The sequence below is a fragment of the Bradyrhizobium sp. STM 3557 genome (genome assembly GCF_045571465.1).
Taxonomy (GTDB): Bacteria; Pseudomonadota; Alphaproteobacteria; order Rhizobiales; family Xanthobacteraceae; genus Bradyrhizobium.
Genome location: NZ_CP120697.1, coordinates 4488038 through 4503676 on the forward strand (window position 1 = coordinate 4488038; position 15639 = coordinate 4503676).

At 64.1% G+C, this 15639-nt stretch carries 14 protein-coding genes; 9 read left to right on the forward strand and 5 right to left on the reverse strand.

Annotation, left to right across the window (positions count from 1 at the left end):
• Positions 1-126 precede the first annotated feature (126 nt).
• Together P6U24_RS20440 and ndk are read right to left on the reverse strand one after the other, a co-directional pair.
• Positions 127-990: a YjbE family putative metal transport protein gene (locus tag P6U24_RS20440; protein ID WP_407154313.1), complete on the reverse strand. Its 864-nt coding sequence runs from the start codon at positions 988-990 to the stop codon at positions 127-129.
• 105 nt (positions 991-1095) lie between these two features.
• Positions 1096-1518: a nucleoside-diphosphate kinase gene (ndk, locus tag P6U24_RS20445; RefSeq protein ID WP_407154314.1), complete on the reverse strand. Its 423-nt coding sequence runs from the start codon at positions 1516-1518 to the stop codon at positions 1096-1098.
• Positions 1519-1801: 283 nt separating this feature from the next.
• Between ndk and P6U24_RS20450 the strand changes: the two genes are divergently transcribed.
• The 3 genes from P6U24_RS20450 to P6U24_RS20460 all read left to right on the forward strand — a co-directional run bounded on the left by P6U24_RS20450 (position 1802) and on the right by P6U24_RS20460 (position 4411).
• Positions 1802-2068, forward strand: coding sequence for a sulfur globule protein precursor (locus P6U24_RS20450; RefSeq protein ID WP_407154315.1), 267 nt, complete (start codon positions 1802-1804; stop codon positions 2066-2068).
• Between the two features lie 212 nt (positions 2069-2280).
• Positions 2281-2466 (forward strand): hypothetical protein, encoded by a 186-nt coding sequence (locus tag P6U24_RS20455; protein ID WP_407154316.1) that lies wholly within the window; start codon positions 2281-2283, stop codon positions 2464-2466.
• Positions 2467-2545: 79 nt separating this feature from the next.
• A complete protein-coding gene (locus P6U24_RS20460; RefSeq protein ID WP_407154317.1) occupies positions 2546-4411 on the forward strand; it encodes an ABC-F family ATP-binding cassette domain-containing protein in 1866 nt (621 codons plus the stop codon).
• Positions 4412-4611: 200 nt separating this feature from the next.
• On the opposite strand, the gene P6U24_RS20465 is transcribed toward P6U24_RS20460, so the two are convergent.
• The 3 genes from P6U24_RS20465 to P6U24_RS20475 form a co-directional block, all read right to left on the reverse strand.
• A complete protein-coding gene (locus P6U24_RS20465; RefSeq protein ID WP_407160536.1) occupies positions 4612-5100 on the reverse strand; it encodes a hypothetical protein in 489 nt (162 codons plus the stop codon).
• Between the two features lie 308 nt (positions 5101-5408).
• Positions 5409-5861 carry a DNA polymerase III subunit chi gene (locus tag P6U24_RS20470; protein WP_407154318.1) on the reverse strand — a complete coding sequence of 151 codons (453 nt, stop codon included), beginning with the start codon at positions 5859-5861 and terminating at the stop codon, positions 5409-5411.
• Between the two features lie 20 nt (positions 5862-5881).
• Positions 5882-7381 carry a leucyl aminopeptidase gene (locus P6U24_RS20475; protein ID WP_407154319.1) on the reverse strand — a complete coding sequence of 500 codons (1500 nt, stop codon included), beginning with the start codon at positions 7379-7381 and terminating at the stop codon, positions 5882-5884.
• A gap of 339 nt (positions 7382-7720) precedes the next feature.
• On the opposite strand from P6U24_RS20475, the gene lptF reads away from it, so the two are divergent.
• From lptF to rsmA, 6 genes are all read left to right on the forward strand, one after another.
• Positions 7721-8890, forward strand: coding sequence for an LPS export ABC transporter permease LptF (gene lptF, locus P6U24_RS20480; protein ID WP_407154320.1), 1170 nt, complete (start codon positions 7721-7723; stop codon positions 8888-8890).
• Positions 8887-10017 (forward strand): LPS export ABC transporter permease LptG, encoded by a 1131-nt coding sequence (gene lptG, locus P6U24_RS20485; protein WP_407154321.1) that lies wholly within the window; start codon positions 8887-8889, stop codon positions 10015-10017. The genes lptF and lptG overlap by 4 nt, the downstream gene beginning before the upstream one ends.
• A complete protein-coding gene (locus tag P6U24_RS20490; RefSeq protein WP_407154322.1) occupies positions 10017-12494 on the forward strand; it encodes an LPS-assembly protein LptD in 2478 nt (825 codons plus the stop codon). The genes lptG and P6U24_RS20490 overlap by 1 nt, the downstream gene beginning before the upstream one ends.
• Before the next feature lie 92 nt (positions 12495-12586).
• Positions 12587-13531 carry a SurA N-terminal domain-containing protein gene (locus P6U24_RS20495; RefSeq protein WP_407154323.1) on the forward strand — a complete coding sequence of 315 codons (945 nt, stop codon included), beginning with the start codon at positions 12587-12589 and terminating at the stop codon, positions 13529-13531.
• Between the two features lie 184 nt (positions 13532-13715).
• Positions 13716-14753 carry a 4-hydroxythreonine-4-phosphate dehydrogenase PdxA gene (gene pdxA, locus P6U24_RS20500; protein ID WP_407154324.1) on the forward strand — a complete coding sequence of 346 codons (1038 nt, stop codon included), beginning with the start codon at positions 13716-13718 and terminating at the stop codon, positions 14751-14753.
• A complete protein-coding gene (gene rsmA, locus P6U24_RS20505; protein ID WP_407154325.1) occupies positions 14750-15628 on the forward strand; it encodes a 16S rRNA (adenine(1518)-N(6)/adenine(1519)-N(6))-dimethyltransferase RsmA in 879 nt (292 codons plus the stop codon). The genes pdxA and rsmA overlap by 4 nt, the downstream gene beginning before the upstream one ends.
• Positions 15629-15639 lie beyond the last annotated feature (11 nt).

Sequence of the window (15639 nt, forward strand, 5' to 3'; positions counted from 1 at the left end):
AGTACGCCGCAGCAGTCATCGGAGTCGAGACGCCGGCGTTTACTGGATCGTCCGCCTTCGCGGACGATGACAATCAAAGGGACGCACGCTCCGCGCCCCCTACTCGTCGAGACGGAATGCCGACATCTACCGCGCCTCGGCGCCATCAGCCGGCACGGCCGCGATCTCCGCTTTCTTGGCGTGCTGCCGCAGCGCGCGGCCGCGCCAGATCGAGCCGACGATCAGCACAACGAGCGCCCCGAGCAGCGAGATGGTCATCTCCATCAGGTCGAACGTGCCGCTGAGATGGCCGCCGCCGAACAGCGCCGACGCGGCTTCGACGTTGACGACGATCGAGCCGTCCAGCAGCCGGTGCAGCATCGGCTCGACGGCAAGATCGGTCGCGATCACCTCGCCGGCGACCCAGCCGAGCAGCGCCGCACCAAGCCAGACCAGGACCGGAAAACGGTCGAGCACCAGCATGATCAGCGCAGCGCCGGCGATGATCAGCGGAATGCTCATGGCAAGGCCAATGATCAGCAGCGAGGCTTGGCCGTTGGCGGCGGCGGCCACAGCGATCACATTGTCCAGGCTCATGACGATGTCGGCGATCACGACGATCCGGATCGCATGCCACAGCGTGGTGCCCGCGGTGATCTCGTCGTCTTCGTCCTCCGGCACCAGGAGCTTGGCGGCAATCACGAGCAGCGCGAGGCCGCCGAGCAGCTTCAGATAGGGAAGCTCCATCAGCGTGGCGACGATGCCGGTGAAGGCGATACGCAGCGCCACTGCGATGCCCGAGCCCGCCACCATGCCCCAGACGCGGTAGCGGCCATGCAGGCCGCGGCAGGCGAGCGCAATCACCAGCGCGTTGTCGCCCGACAACAGCACGTTGATCCAGATGATCTTGCCGAGCGCGAGCCAGAAGCCGGCGGTCTGGAGGTCAGATTGGAATTGGGTCAGAAACTGGCCGTAACTGGCGGGATCAGCAAGCTGTTGCAGCCAATTCACGACCTATCCTTTCCGTACTACCGCCCAGAATTGCCGCCGCCGTGCGGCGGCTCATGGGTGGGGCGCGCCAGTCGTGCCGCGCTCCACGCCTTGCGCCAGATCGGATCAGCCGACGATTTCGTTGCCCGAGAAGAACTGGGCGATCTCGACCGCGGCCGTCTCGGCCGCGTCGGAGCCGTGCACCGAATTCTCGCCGATCGACTTTGCGTGCAACTTGCGGATCGTGCCGTCGGCAGCCTTCGACGGATCGGTCGCGCCCATCACGTCGCGATATTTCAGGATCGCGCCCTCGCCTTCCAGCACCTGCACGACGACAGGGCCGGAGATCATGAAGTCGACCAGCTCGCCGAAGAACGGCCGCGCCTTGTGCACGGCATAGAAGGTCTCGGCCTGGTCGCGGGTCATGCGAATGCGCTTCTGGGCGACGATGCGCAGGCCCGCTTTCTCGATCAGGGCGTTGATCGCGCCGGTGATGTTGCGCTCGGTCGCGTCGGGCTTGATGATCGAGAAGGTGCGTTCAATCGCCATGATATCGTCCTCGGAAGAATGAGCTGTCTCGTGAGTTGCGGGCTTATATCGGCGCGGCCGAACCTCCGCAAGCGATCCCATCCCGTCCCCTTTACCGCCGCCTTACGACGATTTCACGATTCTGAACCCAGTCTGAAGGCCGTGTCGGCCCGGCATTCAGCTCGCAGGCGCTAGTCTTCTCCTGCATCGGGCGATCATCCGCCGCTTCGGGACGGCGATCTCCGAAGGCTTTGAGCGTCGTTAAGGTGTGGGCGCCGGAAGCGCCAAAATGCAGGAGACGATCATGTTGCGCAAACTCTCCCTCGTCGCGGTTGCCGTTGCCTCCCTGGGCGCCGCGTTGGTCCCAAGTGCCGCCTCGGCTCATTGGCATGGCGGTTGGGGCGGCTGGCACGGCGGCTGGGGCTATGGCGGGTGGCATCGCCCCTGGTACGGACCGCGCGTCTATGTCGGCGGCCCCTACTACTCCTACGGCTACGGCGGCTGCTACGTGCGGCGCCTGGTTCCGACCCCCTGGGGTCCGCGCTGGCGGCTGATCAATCGCTGCTATTGATTTGAGATTCAGACGCTCGGCGGAGCCCCCCAACGCCGACGTCCACAAGGGCCCCGGTGCTCCCCACGCCGGGGCCTTTTCACGCCCGGCGAGGTTCTACATCTTCATGCAATCTTTACTAAAAGGTCACGCAATCGGAAGGCGAGCGGAAACAAATCCAACGGGAATGACGTTGGTAGGCATCTTGTTCGAGACGCTCGCGGAACACGGCCATGTCAGTCTACACGTCAGATGTCGGGGAGCCGATTGATCGGAAGACCAGCCGATCGATCTGCAACGCCGTGGGCGAGCGGTTGCAGCAGAGCTTGCGGCCGGAACCGTCCCCATTGTCGGACCGACTGCAATATTTGATGGACGAATTGCGCAAGCGCGACCACGTCGCGGCGCGCCTCGAATAGACGGCGCCGTCACGGCCAAGCCGTGCAGCAGTCGTCACAAAGCGGTTGCGTTTGGGCGCGGCTGCGGTGACAAGGCGGGATGCTCTCCATCACCGACATCTCGATCCGCCTCGCCGGACGGCTGCTGATCGATTCCAGTTCCGTGCAGATCGTGCCCGGCGCCCGGGTGGGGCTGGTCGGCCGCAACGGTACTGGCAAATCAACCTTGTTCAAAGCAATCCGCGGCGAGCTGGCACTGGAAGGCGGCAGCATCGTCCTGCCGCCGCGCTGGCGGGTCGGGAGCCTCGCGCAGGAGGCCCCGAACGGACCGGACAGCCTGATCGATGTCGTGCTCGCCGCCGATCTCGAACGCGACGCGCTGCTGCGCGAGGCCGATCATGCCACGGATCCGCACCGGATCGCCGAGATCCAGACCCGGCTGGTCGATATCGACGCCCATTCGGCGCCGGCGCGGGCTGCCGCGATCCTGAGCGGCCTCGGCTTTTCGGCGACGGACCAGCTGCGGCCCTGTGCGGAATTTTCCGGCGGCTGGCGCATGCGGGTGGCGCTCGCCGCCACGCTGTTCGCCGCGCCCGACCTGCTGCTCCTGGACGAGCCGACCAACTATCTCGACCTCGAAGGCACGCTGTGGCTGGAGGATCACCTCGCACATTATCCGCGCACCGTGATCGTGATCAGCCACGACCGCGACCTCCTGGAGACGTCGGTCGACCAGATCCTGCATCTCGACCGCGGCAAACTGACGCTGTATCGCGGCAGCTATTCCTCGTTCGAGGAACAGCGCGCCACGCGCGAAATGCTCGACGCCAAGGCGGTCAAGCGCCAGGAGGCCGAGCGCGCGCGGCTGCAGGATTTCGTCAACCGCTTCAAGGCCAAGGCTTCCAAGGCGCGGCAGGCGCAGTCGCGTGTCAAGATGCTGGAGCGGATGAAGCCGATCACGGCGCTGGTGACGCAGGACGTCCAGGAGATCAGCTTTCCTGTGCCGGAGAAGACGCTGTCGCCGCCGATCATCGCGCTCGACAATGTTTCAGTCGGCTACGATCCCGCGCAGCCGGTGCTGAGCAGCGTCACCTTGCGCATCGACAATGACGACCGCGTCGCGCTGCTCGGGGCGAACGGCAACGGCAAGTCGACCCTGGTCAAGCTGCTCGCAGGACGCCTTGCGCCGTTCTCCGGCAAGCTCACGCGTGCCGACAAGCTGTCGATCGCCTATTTCGCGCAGCATCAGCTCGACGAACTGGATGAGACCGGATCGCCCTACACGCATGTGCGCCGCCTGATGCCGGAGGCGCCGGAATCCAAGGTCCGCGCCCGCGCCGGCGCGATCGGCTTCTCAGGGAAAGCAGCGGACACGGTGGTGAAAAGCCTGTCGGGCGGGGAGAAGGCGCGCCTGCTGCTCGGCCTCGCCACCTTCTTCGGCCCCAACATGATCATCCTGGACGAGCCGACCAACCACCTCGACATCGACAGCCGCGCCGCGCTGGCGGAAGCGATCAACGAATTCCCGGGCGCCGTGATCATGGTGTCGCACGATCGCTATCTGATCGAGGCCTGCGCCGACCGCCTCTGGGTGGTCGCCGATCGCGCCGTGAAGAATTTCGACGGCGATCTCGACGATTACCGCCGCCTGGTGCTGTCTACGCGCAACAGCTCGTCCGAGCGCGAGACAGAGCGACCGCGCACGGCCGAGAAGCCGCAAGCACCGCGCAGTGAGAAGCGGGGTTTGCTGAAACAGAAGATCGCGGCGGCGGAGGCCGAGATCGAGCGTATCACCGAGATCATTGCCAAGATCGACACGGCATTGTCGCTGCCGGACATTTTCACGCGAGATCCCAAGCAGGCCGCGCAATTGTCAAAAGCGCGCGCCAATGCCACTGATGCGCTGCAACGCGCGGAGGAGCAATGGCTCGAGGCCAGCGCGCAGCACGACAAAGCGACCAGTTAATGCAAGCTTCGATTGCAATGTAGCTCGTAGTAGTTCGTAGGATGGGTTTCGCTCTGCTCAACCGATCCTACAATGGCTGATCGAATGAAACTGGTCGGCTAGAGCCTTTTCCGTTCCGATTGAATCGGAACGGGGCTCTAGCTCTTTCTTTTGACGCGTTTTCTTGACGCGAACCGGTGTCCACTTCGCTTGAAAACGCTCTAGGCGTGTTTCTTCGTCTTTGCCTTCGGCTTGGCAGCCTTTGGCGACGGACCCGCGTCGGGTGCCTTCTCGACCGAGCTCAGTCGCCCGCCGGTGAAGGTGTAGATGCCGGCGCGCGCGCCGTGCAGCCAGGTCACGGTGGCCACGCGCGACTCGCCGGCGCCTGTGACGTTGACGCTATCGGGCGCGCCGATGCCGCGCACCACGTCGCATTCGGTGTGACCGAGCGCCACCGAGCCGCCTGTCGCAGGCGGCGGCGCACCGGCGGCATCGCTCGAAGCATTGGCATCGGCCGGCCCGCCCATGCCGGGACACGCGCCTTCGGCGCTGACGAGATCATCCGGCGTGATCGGCTTATCGGGCGTCAGCGGCGGCGTATCGATCGAGATGCTGCGGATGAACAGGCGCCCTGGCCGCGAGAACCATTCGGCGTCTCTCGACAGCAGATCCGCAGATCCGGAACAGCCTGCCACAGCCGTCGTGAGCACGAGGAACGCCAGGACGCGCGTCAGCTTTTCGTTGGGATCTCGCACGATGAACCTTGCTGGATTGTCACTTCGCTGGAGTGTCAGTTCGGAGGCTGCGGCAGCCGGATTCGCCTTCAAATCAAGGCAGATGTCCCAGTTTCCCGCACTGGCCGTAACGACTCGTCCCACCACCACTTTGCGGCACGACCGTGGCTTTGCCAATTGACCGCTCCGGAAAACGGCAAATTATCATTAATTGCGCCCCCCTCGCCATGATCCGGCCGCGGCCGCGAGATTATGATCTGACGAGACGGAATCGGAATCATGCTCTATTGGCGACGCTGCCAGCGCCCGCGCTCGTCGGCCTGCCAGTAGGTGACCTCGAATCCGCGCGCCTTGCAATCCGCCCACGCGGCCCGCGCCGCAGCGAGTGCGTCATCATCATCGCCGTTGAAGACGAGAACCATGCGTTCATAGTCCGCCGAGTTGGCCGGCAGCGGCGCATTATCGACGAGGAACCGGACCTGCGCGCGATTTGGATTGCCCTCCGCGATGGCGAGCACGATCGGCTGCTCGGCCGCGTCAGCGACGCGCCAGGTGGCGTGCGGTAGAAACGAATCGTCACGATAGGTCCATAGATGCGCGTCCAGGGCATCCGCCCGCTCCGGCGAGGTCGATTGCACCACCACGCGCCAGCCGCGCTCGAGCGACTTCTCGAGCAGCGGTGGCAACACGCTCTCCAGCGACATGTTCTGCAAATGGTAGAACAGGACTTCAGTCATGACCTTATTTATTGGCCAGCTTACTTCTTGGCTTCGTAGGAATCCCACACCAGCCGATCGAGCAAGCGCACGCCGTAACCAGAGCCCCAGCTCTGGTTGATCTCGGATTTCGGCGCGCCCATCGCGGTGCCGGCGATGTCGAGATGCGCCCATGGCGTGTCGTTGACAAATCGCTGTAGGAATTGTGCGGCGGTGATCGATCCACCATGGCGCGAGCCGGTGTTCTTCATGTCGGCGAACTGCGAATCGATCAGTTTGTCGTATTCGGGACCGAGCGGCATCCGCCAGACCTTCTCGCCCGTCTCCTGCCCGGCCTTGATCAGCCGGTCCGCAAGTTCGTCATTGTTCGAGAACAGGCCGGCATGCTCGGTGCCGAGCGCAACCATGATCGCGCCCGTGAGCGTGGCGAGATCGATCATGAATTTCGGCTTGAACTTGGTCGCGACGTACCAGAGCACATCGGCCAGCACCAATCTTCCTTCGGCGTCGGTATTGATGATCTCGATGGTCTGGCCGGACATCGAGGTCACGATATCGCCCGGCCGCTGCGCATTGCCGTCGGGCATGTTCTCGACCAGGCCGATCGCGCCGACCACATTGACCTTGGCCTTGCGCGCCGCCAGCGCATGCATCAGCCCGACGACGCAGGCCGCGCCGCCCATGTCACCCTTCATATCCTCCATCGAGCCGGACGGCTTGATCGAGATGCCGCCGGTGTCGAAGCAGACGCCCTTGCCGATGAAGGCCACCGGCTGCTCGCCACGCTTGCCGCCATTGTAGCGCATCACCACGGTGCGGCTTGGCCGCGCCGAGCCCTGGCCGACGCCGAGCAGCGCGCCCATGCCGAGCTTCTTCATCGCGGGAACGTCGAGGATATCGACCACCACGCCGAGCTTGCGCAAGGCGCTCGCGCGCTTGGCGAATTCCTCCGGATACAGCACGTTCGGCGGCTCGTTGACGAGATCGCGCGCAATGACGACACCGTCAGTCAAATGGGACCGCGGCGCGAACGCCTTCTTGGCGGCGGCCGGATCGGCCACGGCGACCGCGATGTCGGTCCGGAGATCGCCATCATCATCCTTCTTCTTGGTTTTGTAGCGAACGAAACGGTAGGTTCGCAGCTTCACACCGGCCGCCAGTGCGCTGACCTGGTCCGGCGTCATCGCCGCTTCGGGCAGCTCGGCCAAGACCGTCACAGCTTCGCTCGCCGCATTCAATCGTCCCGCTAACGTCCCGCCATATTTGAGAAAATCGCGATCCTTGAGATCAGTCCCCTTGCCGACCCCAACCACAATCAAGCGCTGAATCTTGATTCCCTCTGGCGCCAGGAGGTCGAGCACCGCGCCATCCTTGCCCTTGAACTGGGCGGCGGCGGCCGCACGCTTGATGAGATCGGCCGCCCCATTGAGCGCCTTGCGGGTAGCAGCGCCGATTCGCAAGCTGTCGTCGCAGAATGCCACCACGATGCCGCGCGGCGTTGCAGACAACGGGACGAAACCGACCTTGACGGCGTCGGGCATCAAACGATCCTCCAAAAATGCAACATGAGCCACCCGCAAGCTGACCCGGAAGGTTGGTGTGTGAGGCGCGGCGGCAACGTTATGGAATGCATGCTCGGATACTATGGCCCGCCTGCCCCTTGGCTGCCAAGCGCCGCGTGGCCAGCACGCCACATCAGTTAAATTTTAAGCATATTTCTAGCGCGCCATGTCACAGCCATTTTGTTGACGGATCAAAGGGATGCTAGTGAGAAGGTCAGCCGTCGAAAGGTCGCGGCGCGAGCAACTGCGGGGACCCTTTTCGAGGGTGGTTGCGGCGCTGCTCGGATGGAATGTTGGCCGGGGAATCGTACGATAACGATGGGGTCGATCGACAGGTATATCTTCCGCACGACGCTCGCGTCGTTTGCGTTGGTCCTGGTCAGCCTCACCGGCGTGATCTGGATTACGCAGGCGCTGCGCGGCATCGACCTGATGACGAGCCAGGGCCAGACCATCCTCACCTTCCTCGGCATTACCGGCCTTGTGATCCCCTCGCTGCTCGGCGTGATCGCTCCGATCGCCGTGATGATCGCGGTGTCTCACACGCTGAACAAGCTCGCGACCGATTCCGAGATCATCGTCATGAATGCGGCCGGCATGTCGCCTTTCCGGCTGTTCCGTCCGTTCATGTACGCGACCTGCGTGGTCGCCGTGATGGTGACGCTCCTCGCCGCCTATATCTCGCCTGACGGGCTGCGGCGGATCAAGCAATGGGACGCGGAGATCACGGCCGACGTGCTCGCCAATATCCTGCAGCCCGGCAGCTTCAAGCAGCTCGACCAGGACCTGACGATCCGCATCCGCGAGCGCGCGCCTGGCGGCGAGCTCAAGGGGATCCTGATCGACGACCGGCGTGACCCGAAGGAGCGCAACACGATCATCGCCGACCACGGCACCGTGGTGAAGAACGCCGACGGCTCGTTCCTGGTGCTCGAGGACGGAAATCTCGAGCGCTTCGAGGCCGGCAAGCGCGAGCCGACGATGGTGGCGTTCGGCCGCTACGCGTTCGACATGTCGAAATTCTCGAGCCAGGGCCATGATGTCGCGCTCGGGATTCGCGAGCGCTATCTGTGGGAGCTGATCTCTCCCGATGAGAATGACCCGATCTACAAGCAGATCCCGGGGCAATTCCGCCAGGAGCTGCACGATCGCTTCCTGGCGCCGATCTATCCCTTCGCCTTTGCCGCCCTGACCTTCGCTTTCCTTGGTGCGCCGCGCACCACGCGACAGAGTCGCAATTTTTCCATGGGCAGCGCCATTCTTGCCGTGTTCGGTGTGCGCATGGCCGGGTTCGCCTGTTCAGTCATGACGGTGAAGACCCCGGTTGCGGCACTGGTGCAGTATGTCATGCTGTTCGGCGTGATCGGCCTGTCGGTCTGGATCATCGTGGGCAGCGTGGTGGTCGAGCCGCCGCCGGCCTTGATGGAGGCGATCAACCGCTCCAATGCCCGCCTGGCGCGCCTGTTCAGAAGGCCGGCCACCGCATGAGCATGGTCACCAACACCCTTGGGCGCTATTTCGCCGGCCGCTTCCTGGTGTCGGCCGTCGGCGTGTTCGCAAGCATCTTCATCCTGCTCGTGCTGGTCGATTACATCGAGATGGTGCGCAAGACCTCAGGCCTCGTCTCCGCCTCGGCGCTGATGGTGGCCGAGACGTCGCTGTTCCGGGTGCCGCAGCTGCTCGAGAAGATGATGCCGTTCTGCGTCTTGATCGGCGCGATGACCTGCTATCTCGCGCTGTCGCGCCGGCTCGAGCTGGTGGTGGCGCGCGCCGCCGGCGTGTCGGCTTGGCAGTTCATCGCGCCGGCGCTCACCAGCGCGATCATGCTCGGCTTCCTGGCGACGGTGGCCTACAATCCGATGTCCGCGAATTTGCGGGAGCTGTCGAAGCGAATGGAAGCCGAGCTGTTCGGCTCGGCGCCCAGCGGCGGCGTTCAGGATGCCTCCGGCTTCTGGCTCAACCAGATCACCCCCGACGGCCAGGTTATCATCAACGCTGCGCGTAGCGAGCGGCAGGGCGTCCGGCTCACGGGGCTGACCCTGTTCAGATTCGACACGGATCGATCCAAGGATGGGGATCAATCCAAGGACCGAATCGATTTCAAGGAGCGAATCGAGGCGCGCGAGGCGGCGCTCGAGGAAGGCCGCTGGGTGTTTCGAGGCGTGCGCCGATTCTCGCTCGACGCGCCGCCGATCGACCAGGACACCTATGTGGTGCCGACCACCCTGACCCCGGCCCAGGTCCGCAACAGCTTCTCGACCCCCGAAACTGTGTCGTTTTGGCAACTTCCGAGCTACATCCGTTCGTCGGAGAGCTCTGGCTTCGCGACCGCGGGCTATCGTCTGCAGTATCATAAGCTGATCGCGCAGCCGTTTTTGCTGGCTGCGATGGTCATGCTGGCTGCATCCGTCAGCTTGCGGTTCTTCCGGATGGGCGGCGTGCAAAAGATGGTTTTGAGTGGCGTGGGCGCCGGGTTTCTGCTCTACGTGCTGTCGAAAGTAACTGAAGATTTGAGCAAGGCTGAGTTGATGAATCCGATCGCTGCGGCGTGGTTGCCGGTGTTCGTCGGCGGCCTCACCGGTTTTTTGGCCTTGCTCTACCAGGAGGACGGTTAGTGTCTGTCGTCGCCGTCCCTCAGCGGAATCACGCCGTGGCCCGGCAGCATGCCGTTGCGCGCCGCATGCGTTCGCGCGCGTCCGTTGTGTTCGGTCCGCTGCTCGCCCTTGCGTTGGCACTGGCGGGTGCGACTTTGCTCGACCTTGCGAGCGTGGCGCCGGCTGGCGCCCAAAGCTTCACCTACAACCAGCGTCCGCCCAAGGCGAAGCCGCCGCGGGTGGCCAACGACAACCAGATGCTGGTTCAGGCGGTCGAGGTCGATTACGACTACAACAACTCGCGCGTGTCGGCGGTCGGCAATGTCCAGCTGTTCTATAACGGCACCTCGGTCGAAGCCGACAAGGTGATCTACGACCAGAAGACCAAGCGCCTGCATGCCGAAGGCAACATCCGCATGACGGACGCCGACGGCAAGATCACCTACGCCAACAGCCTGGACCTGTCGGACGACTACCGCGACGGCTTCGTCGATTCGCTGCGCGTCGACACCGAGGACCAGACCCGGATGGCGGCGACCCGCGCCGACCGTTCCAGCGGCAACTACACGGTGTTCGAGAACGGCGTCTACACCGCCTGCGCGCCGTGCAAGGACGATCCGAAGAAGCCGCCGCTGTGGCAGGTCAAGGGTGCCCGCGTCATCCACGACCAGAACGAGAAGATGCTGTATTTCGAGAACGCCCAACTCGAATTCCTGGGCGTCCCGATGGCTTATATTCCGTACTTCTCGACGCCCGACCCGACGGTGAAGCGCAAGAGCGGCTTCCTGATGCCGGGCTTCACGTCGTCGACGGCGTTCGGCTTCGGTGTCGAGATCCCCTATTATTGGGCGATCGCGCCCGACTATGACGCGACGTTCACGCCGCGCATCACCTCCAAGCAGGGCGTATTGCTGCAGACCGAATTCCGCCAGCGTCTGGAGAACGGCGCCTATCAGGTCCGGCTCTACGGCATTGACCAGCTCGATCCGGGCGCGTTCGGGAGCCAGCCCGGCAATCGCCAGTTCCGCGGCGGAGTGGAGACCAAGGGCCAGTTCGCGATCAACGACAAGTGGGTGTGGGGTTGGGACGGCGTCGCGCTGACCGACTACTATTTCATGTCGGACTATCGGTTGTCGCAGTTCAAGGACCCCTACGCGTCGTTGATGAGCCTGCCGACCGAAGCGATCTCGCAGCTCTACCTGACCGGCGTCGGAAACCGCAGCTTCTTCGACGTCCGCGCGATGTACTATCTGAGCTTCTCGGGTAACCAGCAGCAGGTGCCGGTGGTCTATCCGGTGCTGGATTATTCGAATGTGCTCAACTCTCCGATCTTCGGCGGCGAGTTCAGCTACAAGACCAACTTCGTCAACCTGACCCGCAACGATGCGGTGTTCGATCCGATCACCACGCAGGCCAACACCGCCGGCCTTTGCGCCATGGCCTCGGCCGACCCGCTGGCGCGGCTGCCCTCGCAGTGCCTGCTGCGCGGCGTGCCCGGAACCTATACGCGGCTGACGGCGGAAGCGCAGTGGCGGCGGTCTTACACCGACCCGATCGGCCAGATCTGGACGCCGTTCGCGATCATGCGCGCCGATGCGATCAACGCGCAGATTTCGAACCAGCCGGGCGTGTCCAACTTCCTGCCGACCGGCGACACCCAGGCGCTGCGGCTGATGCCGACGGTGGGGCTGGAGTATCGCTATCCCTTCATCAATGTGCAGCCGTGGGGAACCACGACGATCGAGCCGATCGCACAGGTGATCGTCCGGCCGAACGAGAGCTACGCCGGCAAGCTGCCGAACGAAGACGCGCAGAGCATGGTGTTCGACACCTCGAACCTGTTCAGCGTGGACAAGTTCTCGGGTTACGACCGCGTCGAGGGCGGCGGCCGCGCCAATGTCGGCGTCCAGGCCACCACGCAGTTCGACCGCGGCGGCACCGTCAAGGCACTGTTCGGACAGTCCTACCAGCTGTTTGGCCTGAACTCCTTCGCGGTGCACGACGTCACCAACACGGCAGTCGATTCAGGCCTGCAGCGCGCGGCATCCGACTATGTCGCCAGCGTCGACTACTCGCCGAACCGCACCTACACGTTCAGCGTGCGCAGCCGCTTCGACGAGCAGACGCTCAACATCCAGCGCTTCGAGGCCGAAGCCAAGGCCAATTTCGATCGCTGGTCGATCGGACTCACCTACGGCGACTACGCCGCGCAGCCCGATCTCGGCTACCTGACGCGGCGCGAGGGCGTGCTGGGTTCCGGCTCGATCAAGGTCGCCAACAACTGGGTGGTGACTGGCGCTGCGCGCTGGGATCTCGAGGCGAACAAGATCAATCAATATGTGATTGGCGCCGGCTATGTGGACGATTGTTTCGTGCTGGCCGCCAATTATATCAAGTCCTATAATTACACTGCAGGCACGACGGCGCCGGTGCTGAACAACACCTTCATGCTTCAGATCGGTCTTCGGACGCTTGCCAATACCTCCGTAGGATTCTAACAGCGGGCCGCCGACCCCGCCGGCGCTCCAGGTCGGGAGAGCCCGCGGCGCGGCCTTCGATTTGGATTCATTGCGAGCGGCGAAGCTTAGTCATGACCATCGGGTTCCCTCTCGGCCTTCGGGCGCTGGCCCTTGGCTGTCTTGCAGCATTGGCCTTCACCGTCGGCGTGCCGGCGGTGCATGCCCAGAGCATCGTCGTCATGGTCAATGGCGAGCCGATCACCGAGTTTGATATCGAGCAACGCAGCAAGCTCGACTTCCTCTCCACGCACAAGCAGTCGAGCCGGCAGGAAGTCATCAACGAGCTGATCGACGAGAAGGTGAAGATCAAGGAGGGAAAGAAATTCGGCGTGGAGCCGACGTCCTCCGACATCGATCAGTCCTTTGCCGGCATGGGCTCGCGCATGCATGTCACGCCCGAGCAACTCGCCAAATCGCTCGAGAGCCAGGGCATTCGGCCGGAAACGCTGAAGGCCCGCATCAAGGCCGAGATGGTGTGGACCAGCCTGGTGCGCGGCCGCTACAAGGAACGGCTGCTTGTCTCCGACAAGGACGTGGCGGCGGCCGTCGCTGCCGCAGGGGGTGATTCCGATCAGCAGGGCCAGGCCTACGAATACAAGATGCAACCGGTCGTCCTGATCGTCTCGAACTCATCCGACCAGGGCGCCATGGAGATGAGGCACAAGGAAGCCGAGGCGCTGCGCGCGCGCATCCAGACCTGTGCCGAAGCCAACAACACCTTCAAGACCACGGCCAATGCCGTGATCAAGGAGATCGTGGTCAAGACCTCGGCGGACATTCCGCCGAACTTGCGCAAGCTGCTCGACGACACGCCGATCGGACACTTGACGCCGCCGGAGGCGACCAAGCAGGGCATCCAGATGGTCGCGCTATGCGCACGCAACCCGACCACGATCGACACGCCCAAGAAGCGCGAGATCAAGGAACAGATGTACACCAAGAAATACGAAGCGACTTCGAAGGCCTATCTGGACGAGGTCCGCAAGGCCGCGATGATCGAGTACCGGACGCGGTGAGTAGAGCGTTTTCAAGCAAAGTGGATACCGGTTCGCGTTAAGAAAACGCGTCAAAACAAAAGGCTATAGCCTCCGTTCCGATTCAGTCGGAACAGAGGCTGCATGAAGGTGCTTTGATTTCCGGCGTTCGCGGGTTTAAAGGCCGCTACAGATGATGCGAACGTCGGAACCGGAGCACCTTTCGATGCCTCAGGAGATCGCCGCGGAGGCCGCCAAGGAAACCGCCAAACCGTTGGCGCTGACATTGGGGGAGCCGGCCGGCATCGGCCCCGATATTACGCTGCAGGCCTGGCATCGCCGCGATGCAGCCGCGCTTCCCGCCTTCTATCTGCTGGGCGATCCCGCTCTGCTGGCGGAGCGCGCCAGGCTTCTCGGTCTCGATATCCCCATCGCGGAGGTCACGCCCGAACAAGCCGCCTCGCGCTTTGCCGATGCCCTGCCGGTGGTGCCAACCGGCGATCGTGCGACCGCCCGTCCCAGCCGGCCCGACGGCAGTAGCGCGACATCCGTGATCGCCTCGATCCGGCAGGCCGTCGCCGACGTCAGCGCAGGGCGCGCGAGCGCCGTCGTCACCAACCCGCTTGCCAAGAGCGTGCTTTATCGTGCCGGCTTCAAACATCCCGGTCACACCGAATTCCTTGCCGAGCTCGCCGCCAAGGACGGCCGGGTACCGCAGCCGGTGATGATGCTGTGGTCGCCGGTGCTCGCCGTGGTGCCAGTGACGATCCATGTATCGCTGCGCGAAGCGATCGCGCAGCTGTCGAGCCCGCTGATCACCTCGACGGCGCGCATCGTCGCTTCGAGCCTGCGGCGTCATTTCGGCCTGTCGCGGCCGCGCCTTGCGGTCTCCGGCCTCAATCCGCATGCCGGCGAGTACGGCACGATCGGCACCGAGGACGACCACATCATCGCGCCGGCGATCGCAACGCTGCGCAATGAGGGCCTCGACGTGCGCGGGCCGTTGCCGGCCGACACGATGTTTCACGCCGCGGCGCGCGAAGGCTATGACTGCGCGCTCTGCATGTATCACGACCAGGCGCTGATCCCGATCAAGACGCTGGCGTTCGACGAGGGGGTCAACGTCACGCTCGGCCTGCCATTCATCCGCACCTCGCCCGATCACGGCACAGCGTTCGACATCGCGGGCTCCGGCCGCTCCAATCCCGCAAGCCTGATCGCCGCGCTGAAGCTCGCGGCGCGAATGGCGGCGGCAGCGGCATGAGCGCGATCGACGACCTGCCGCCGCTGCGCGAGGTCATCCGCGAGCATGCGCTGTCGGCGCGCAAATCGCTCGGACAGAACTTCCTGCTCGACCTCAATCTGACCGCGCGGATCGCGCGCGCCGCAGGCCCGCTCGACGACGCCACCGTAGTCGAGATCGGCCCCGGTCCGGGCGGGCTGACCCGCGCGCTGCTCGCGCTCGGTGCCCGCCACGTCATCGCGGTCGAGCACGACGAGCGCGCCATCCCCGCGCTGCGGGCGATCTCCGATCGCTATCCCGGACGGCTGGAGATCGTCTGCACCGACGCGCGGACCTTCGATCCCCGTCCCTATGTCGGCGACATCAAAGCCAAGATCGTCGCCAACCTGCCCTACAACATCGCAACCGCGCTTCTGGTCGGCTGGCTCTCGATCGAGCCCTGGCCGCCCTGGTACGAGATGATGGTGCTGATGTTCCAGCGCGAAGTCGCCGAGCGGATCGTCGCGCGCGAGAATGAGGAGGCTTACGGCCGGCTCGGCGTGCTCGCGAACTGGCGCTGCGAGACCAAGATCCTGTTCGACATCTCGCCGGCCTCCTTCGTGCCGCAACCCAAGGTCACCTCCTCGGTGGTGCGGCTGGTGCCGCGCGCCGAGCCCGAAACCTGTGATCGTCGCGCGCTGGAGCAGGTCGCAGCCGCCGCCTTCGGCCAGCGCCGCAAGATGCTGCGGCAGAGCCTGAAATCGCTACCCGCCGATCCGGCGCGGCTCGCTGCTGCGGCGCATGTCGATCCGACGCGACGCGCCGAAACCATTCCGATCTCCGGATTTGTTGCCATGGCCCGCGAATTGACCAATAGTCGCGCGAACACGATCCCACCCAATCAACAAACATCGTAAGGGAGCCGCCG

What these genes read in the sequence shown, in the direction of transcription:
- P6U24_RS20470 (WP_407154318.1), bottom strand. Translation starts at nt 5,861, where the DNA reads ATGACTGAAGTCCTGTTCTACCATTTGCAGAACATGTCGCTGGAGAGC.
- P6U24_RS20460 (WP_407154317.1), top strand. Translation starts at nt 2,546, where the DNA reads ATGCTCTCCATCACCGACATCTCGATCCGCCTCGCCGGACGGCTGCTG.
- lptG (WP_407154321.1), top strand. Translation starts at nt 8,887, where the DNA reads ATGAGCATGGTCACCAACACCCTTGGGCGCTATTTCGCCGGCCGCTTC.
- pdxA (WP_407154324.1), top strand. Translation starts at nt 13,716, where the DNA reads ATGCCTCAGGAGATCGCCGCGGAGGCCGCCAAGGAAACCGCCAAACCG.
- P6U24_RS20455 (WP_407154316.1), top strand. Translation starts at nt 2,281, where the DNA reads ATGTCAGTCTACACGTCAGATGTCGGGGAGCCGATTGATCGGAAGACC.
- P6U24_RS20450 (WP_407154315.1), top strand. Translation starts at nt 1,802, where the DNA reads ATGTTGCGCAAACTCTCCCTCGTCGCGGTTGCCGTTGCCTCCCTGGGC.
- P6U24_RS20475 (WP_407154319.1), bottom strand. Translation starts at nt 7,381, where the DNA reads ATGCCCGACGCCGTCAAGGTCGGTTTCGTCCCGTTGTCTGCAACGCCG.
- ndk (WP_407154314.1), bottom strand. Translation starts at nt 1,518, where the DNA reads ATGGCGATTGAACGCACCTTCTCGATCATCAAGCCCGACGCGACCGAG.
- lptF (WP_407154320.1), top strand. Translation starts at nt 7,721, where the DNA reads ATGGGGTCGATCGACAGGTATATCTTCCGCACGACGCTCGCGTCGTTT.
- rsmA (WP_407154325.1), top strand. Translation starts at nt 14,750, where the DNA reads ATGAGCGCGATCGACGACCTGCCGCCGCTGCGCGAGGTCATCCGCGAG.
- P6U24_RS20495 (WP_407154323.1), top strand. Translation starts at nt 12,587, where the DNA reads ATGACCATCGGGTTCCCTCTCGGCCTTCGGGCGCTGGCCCTTGGCTGT.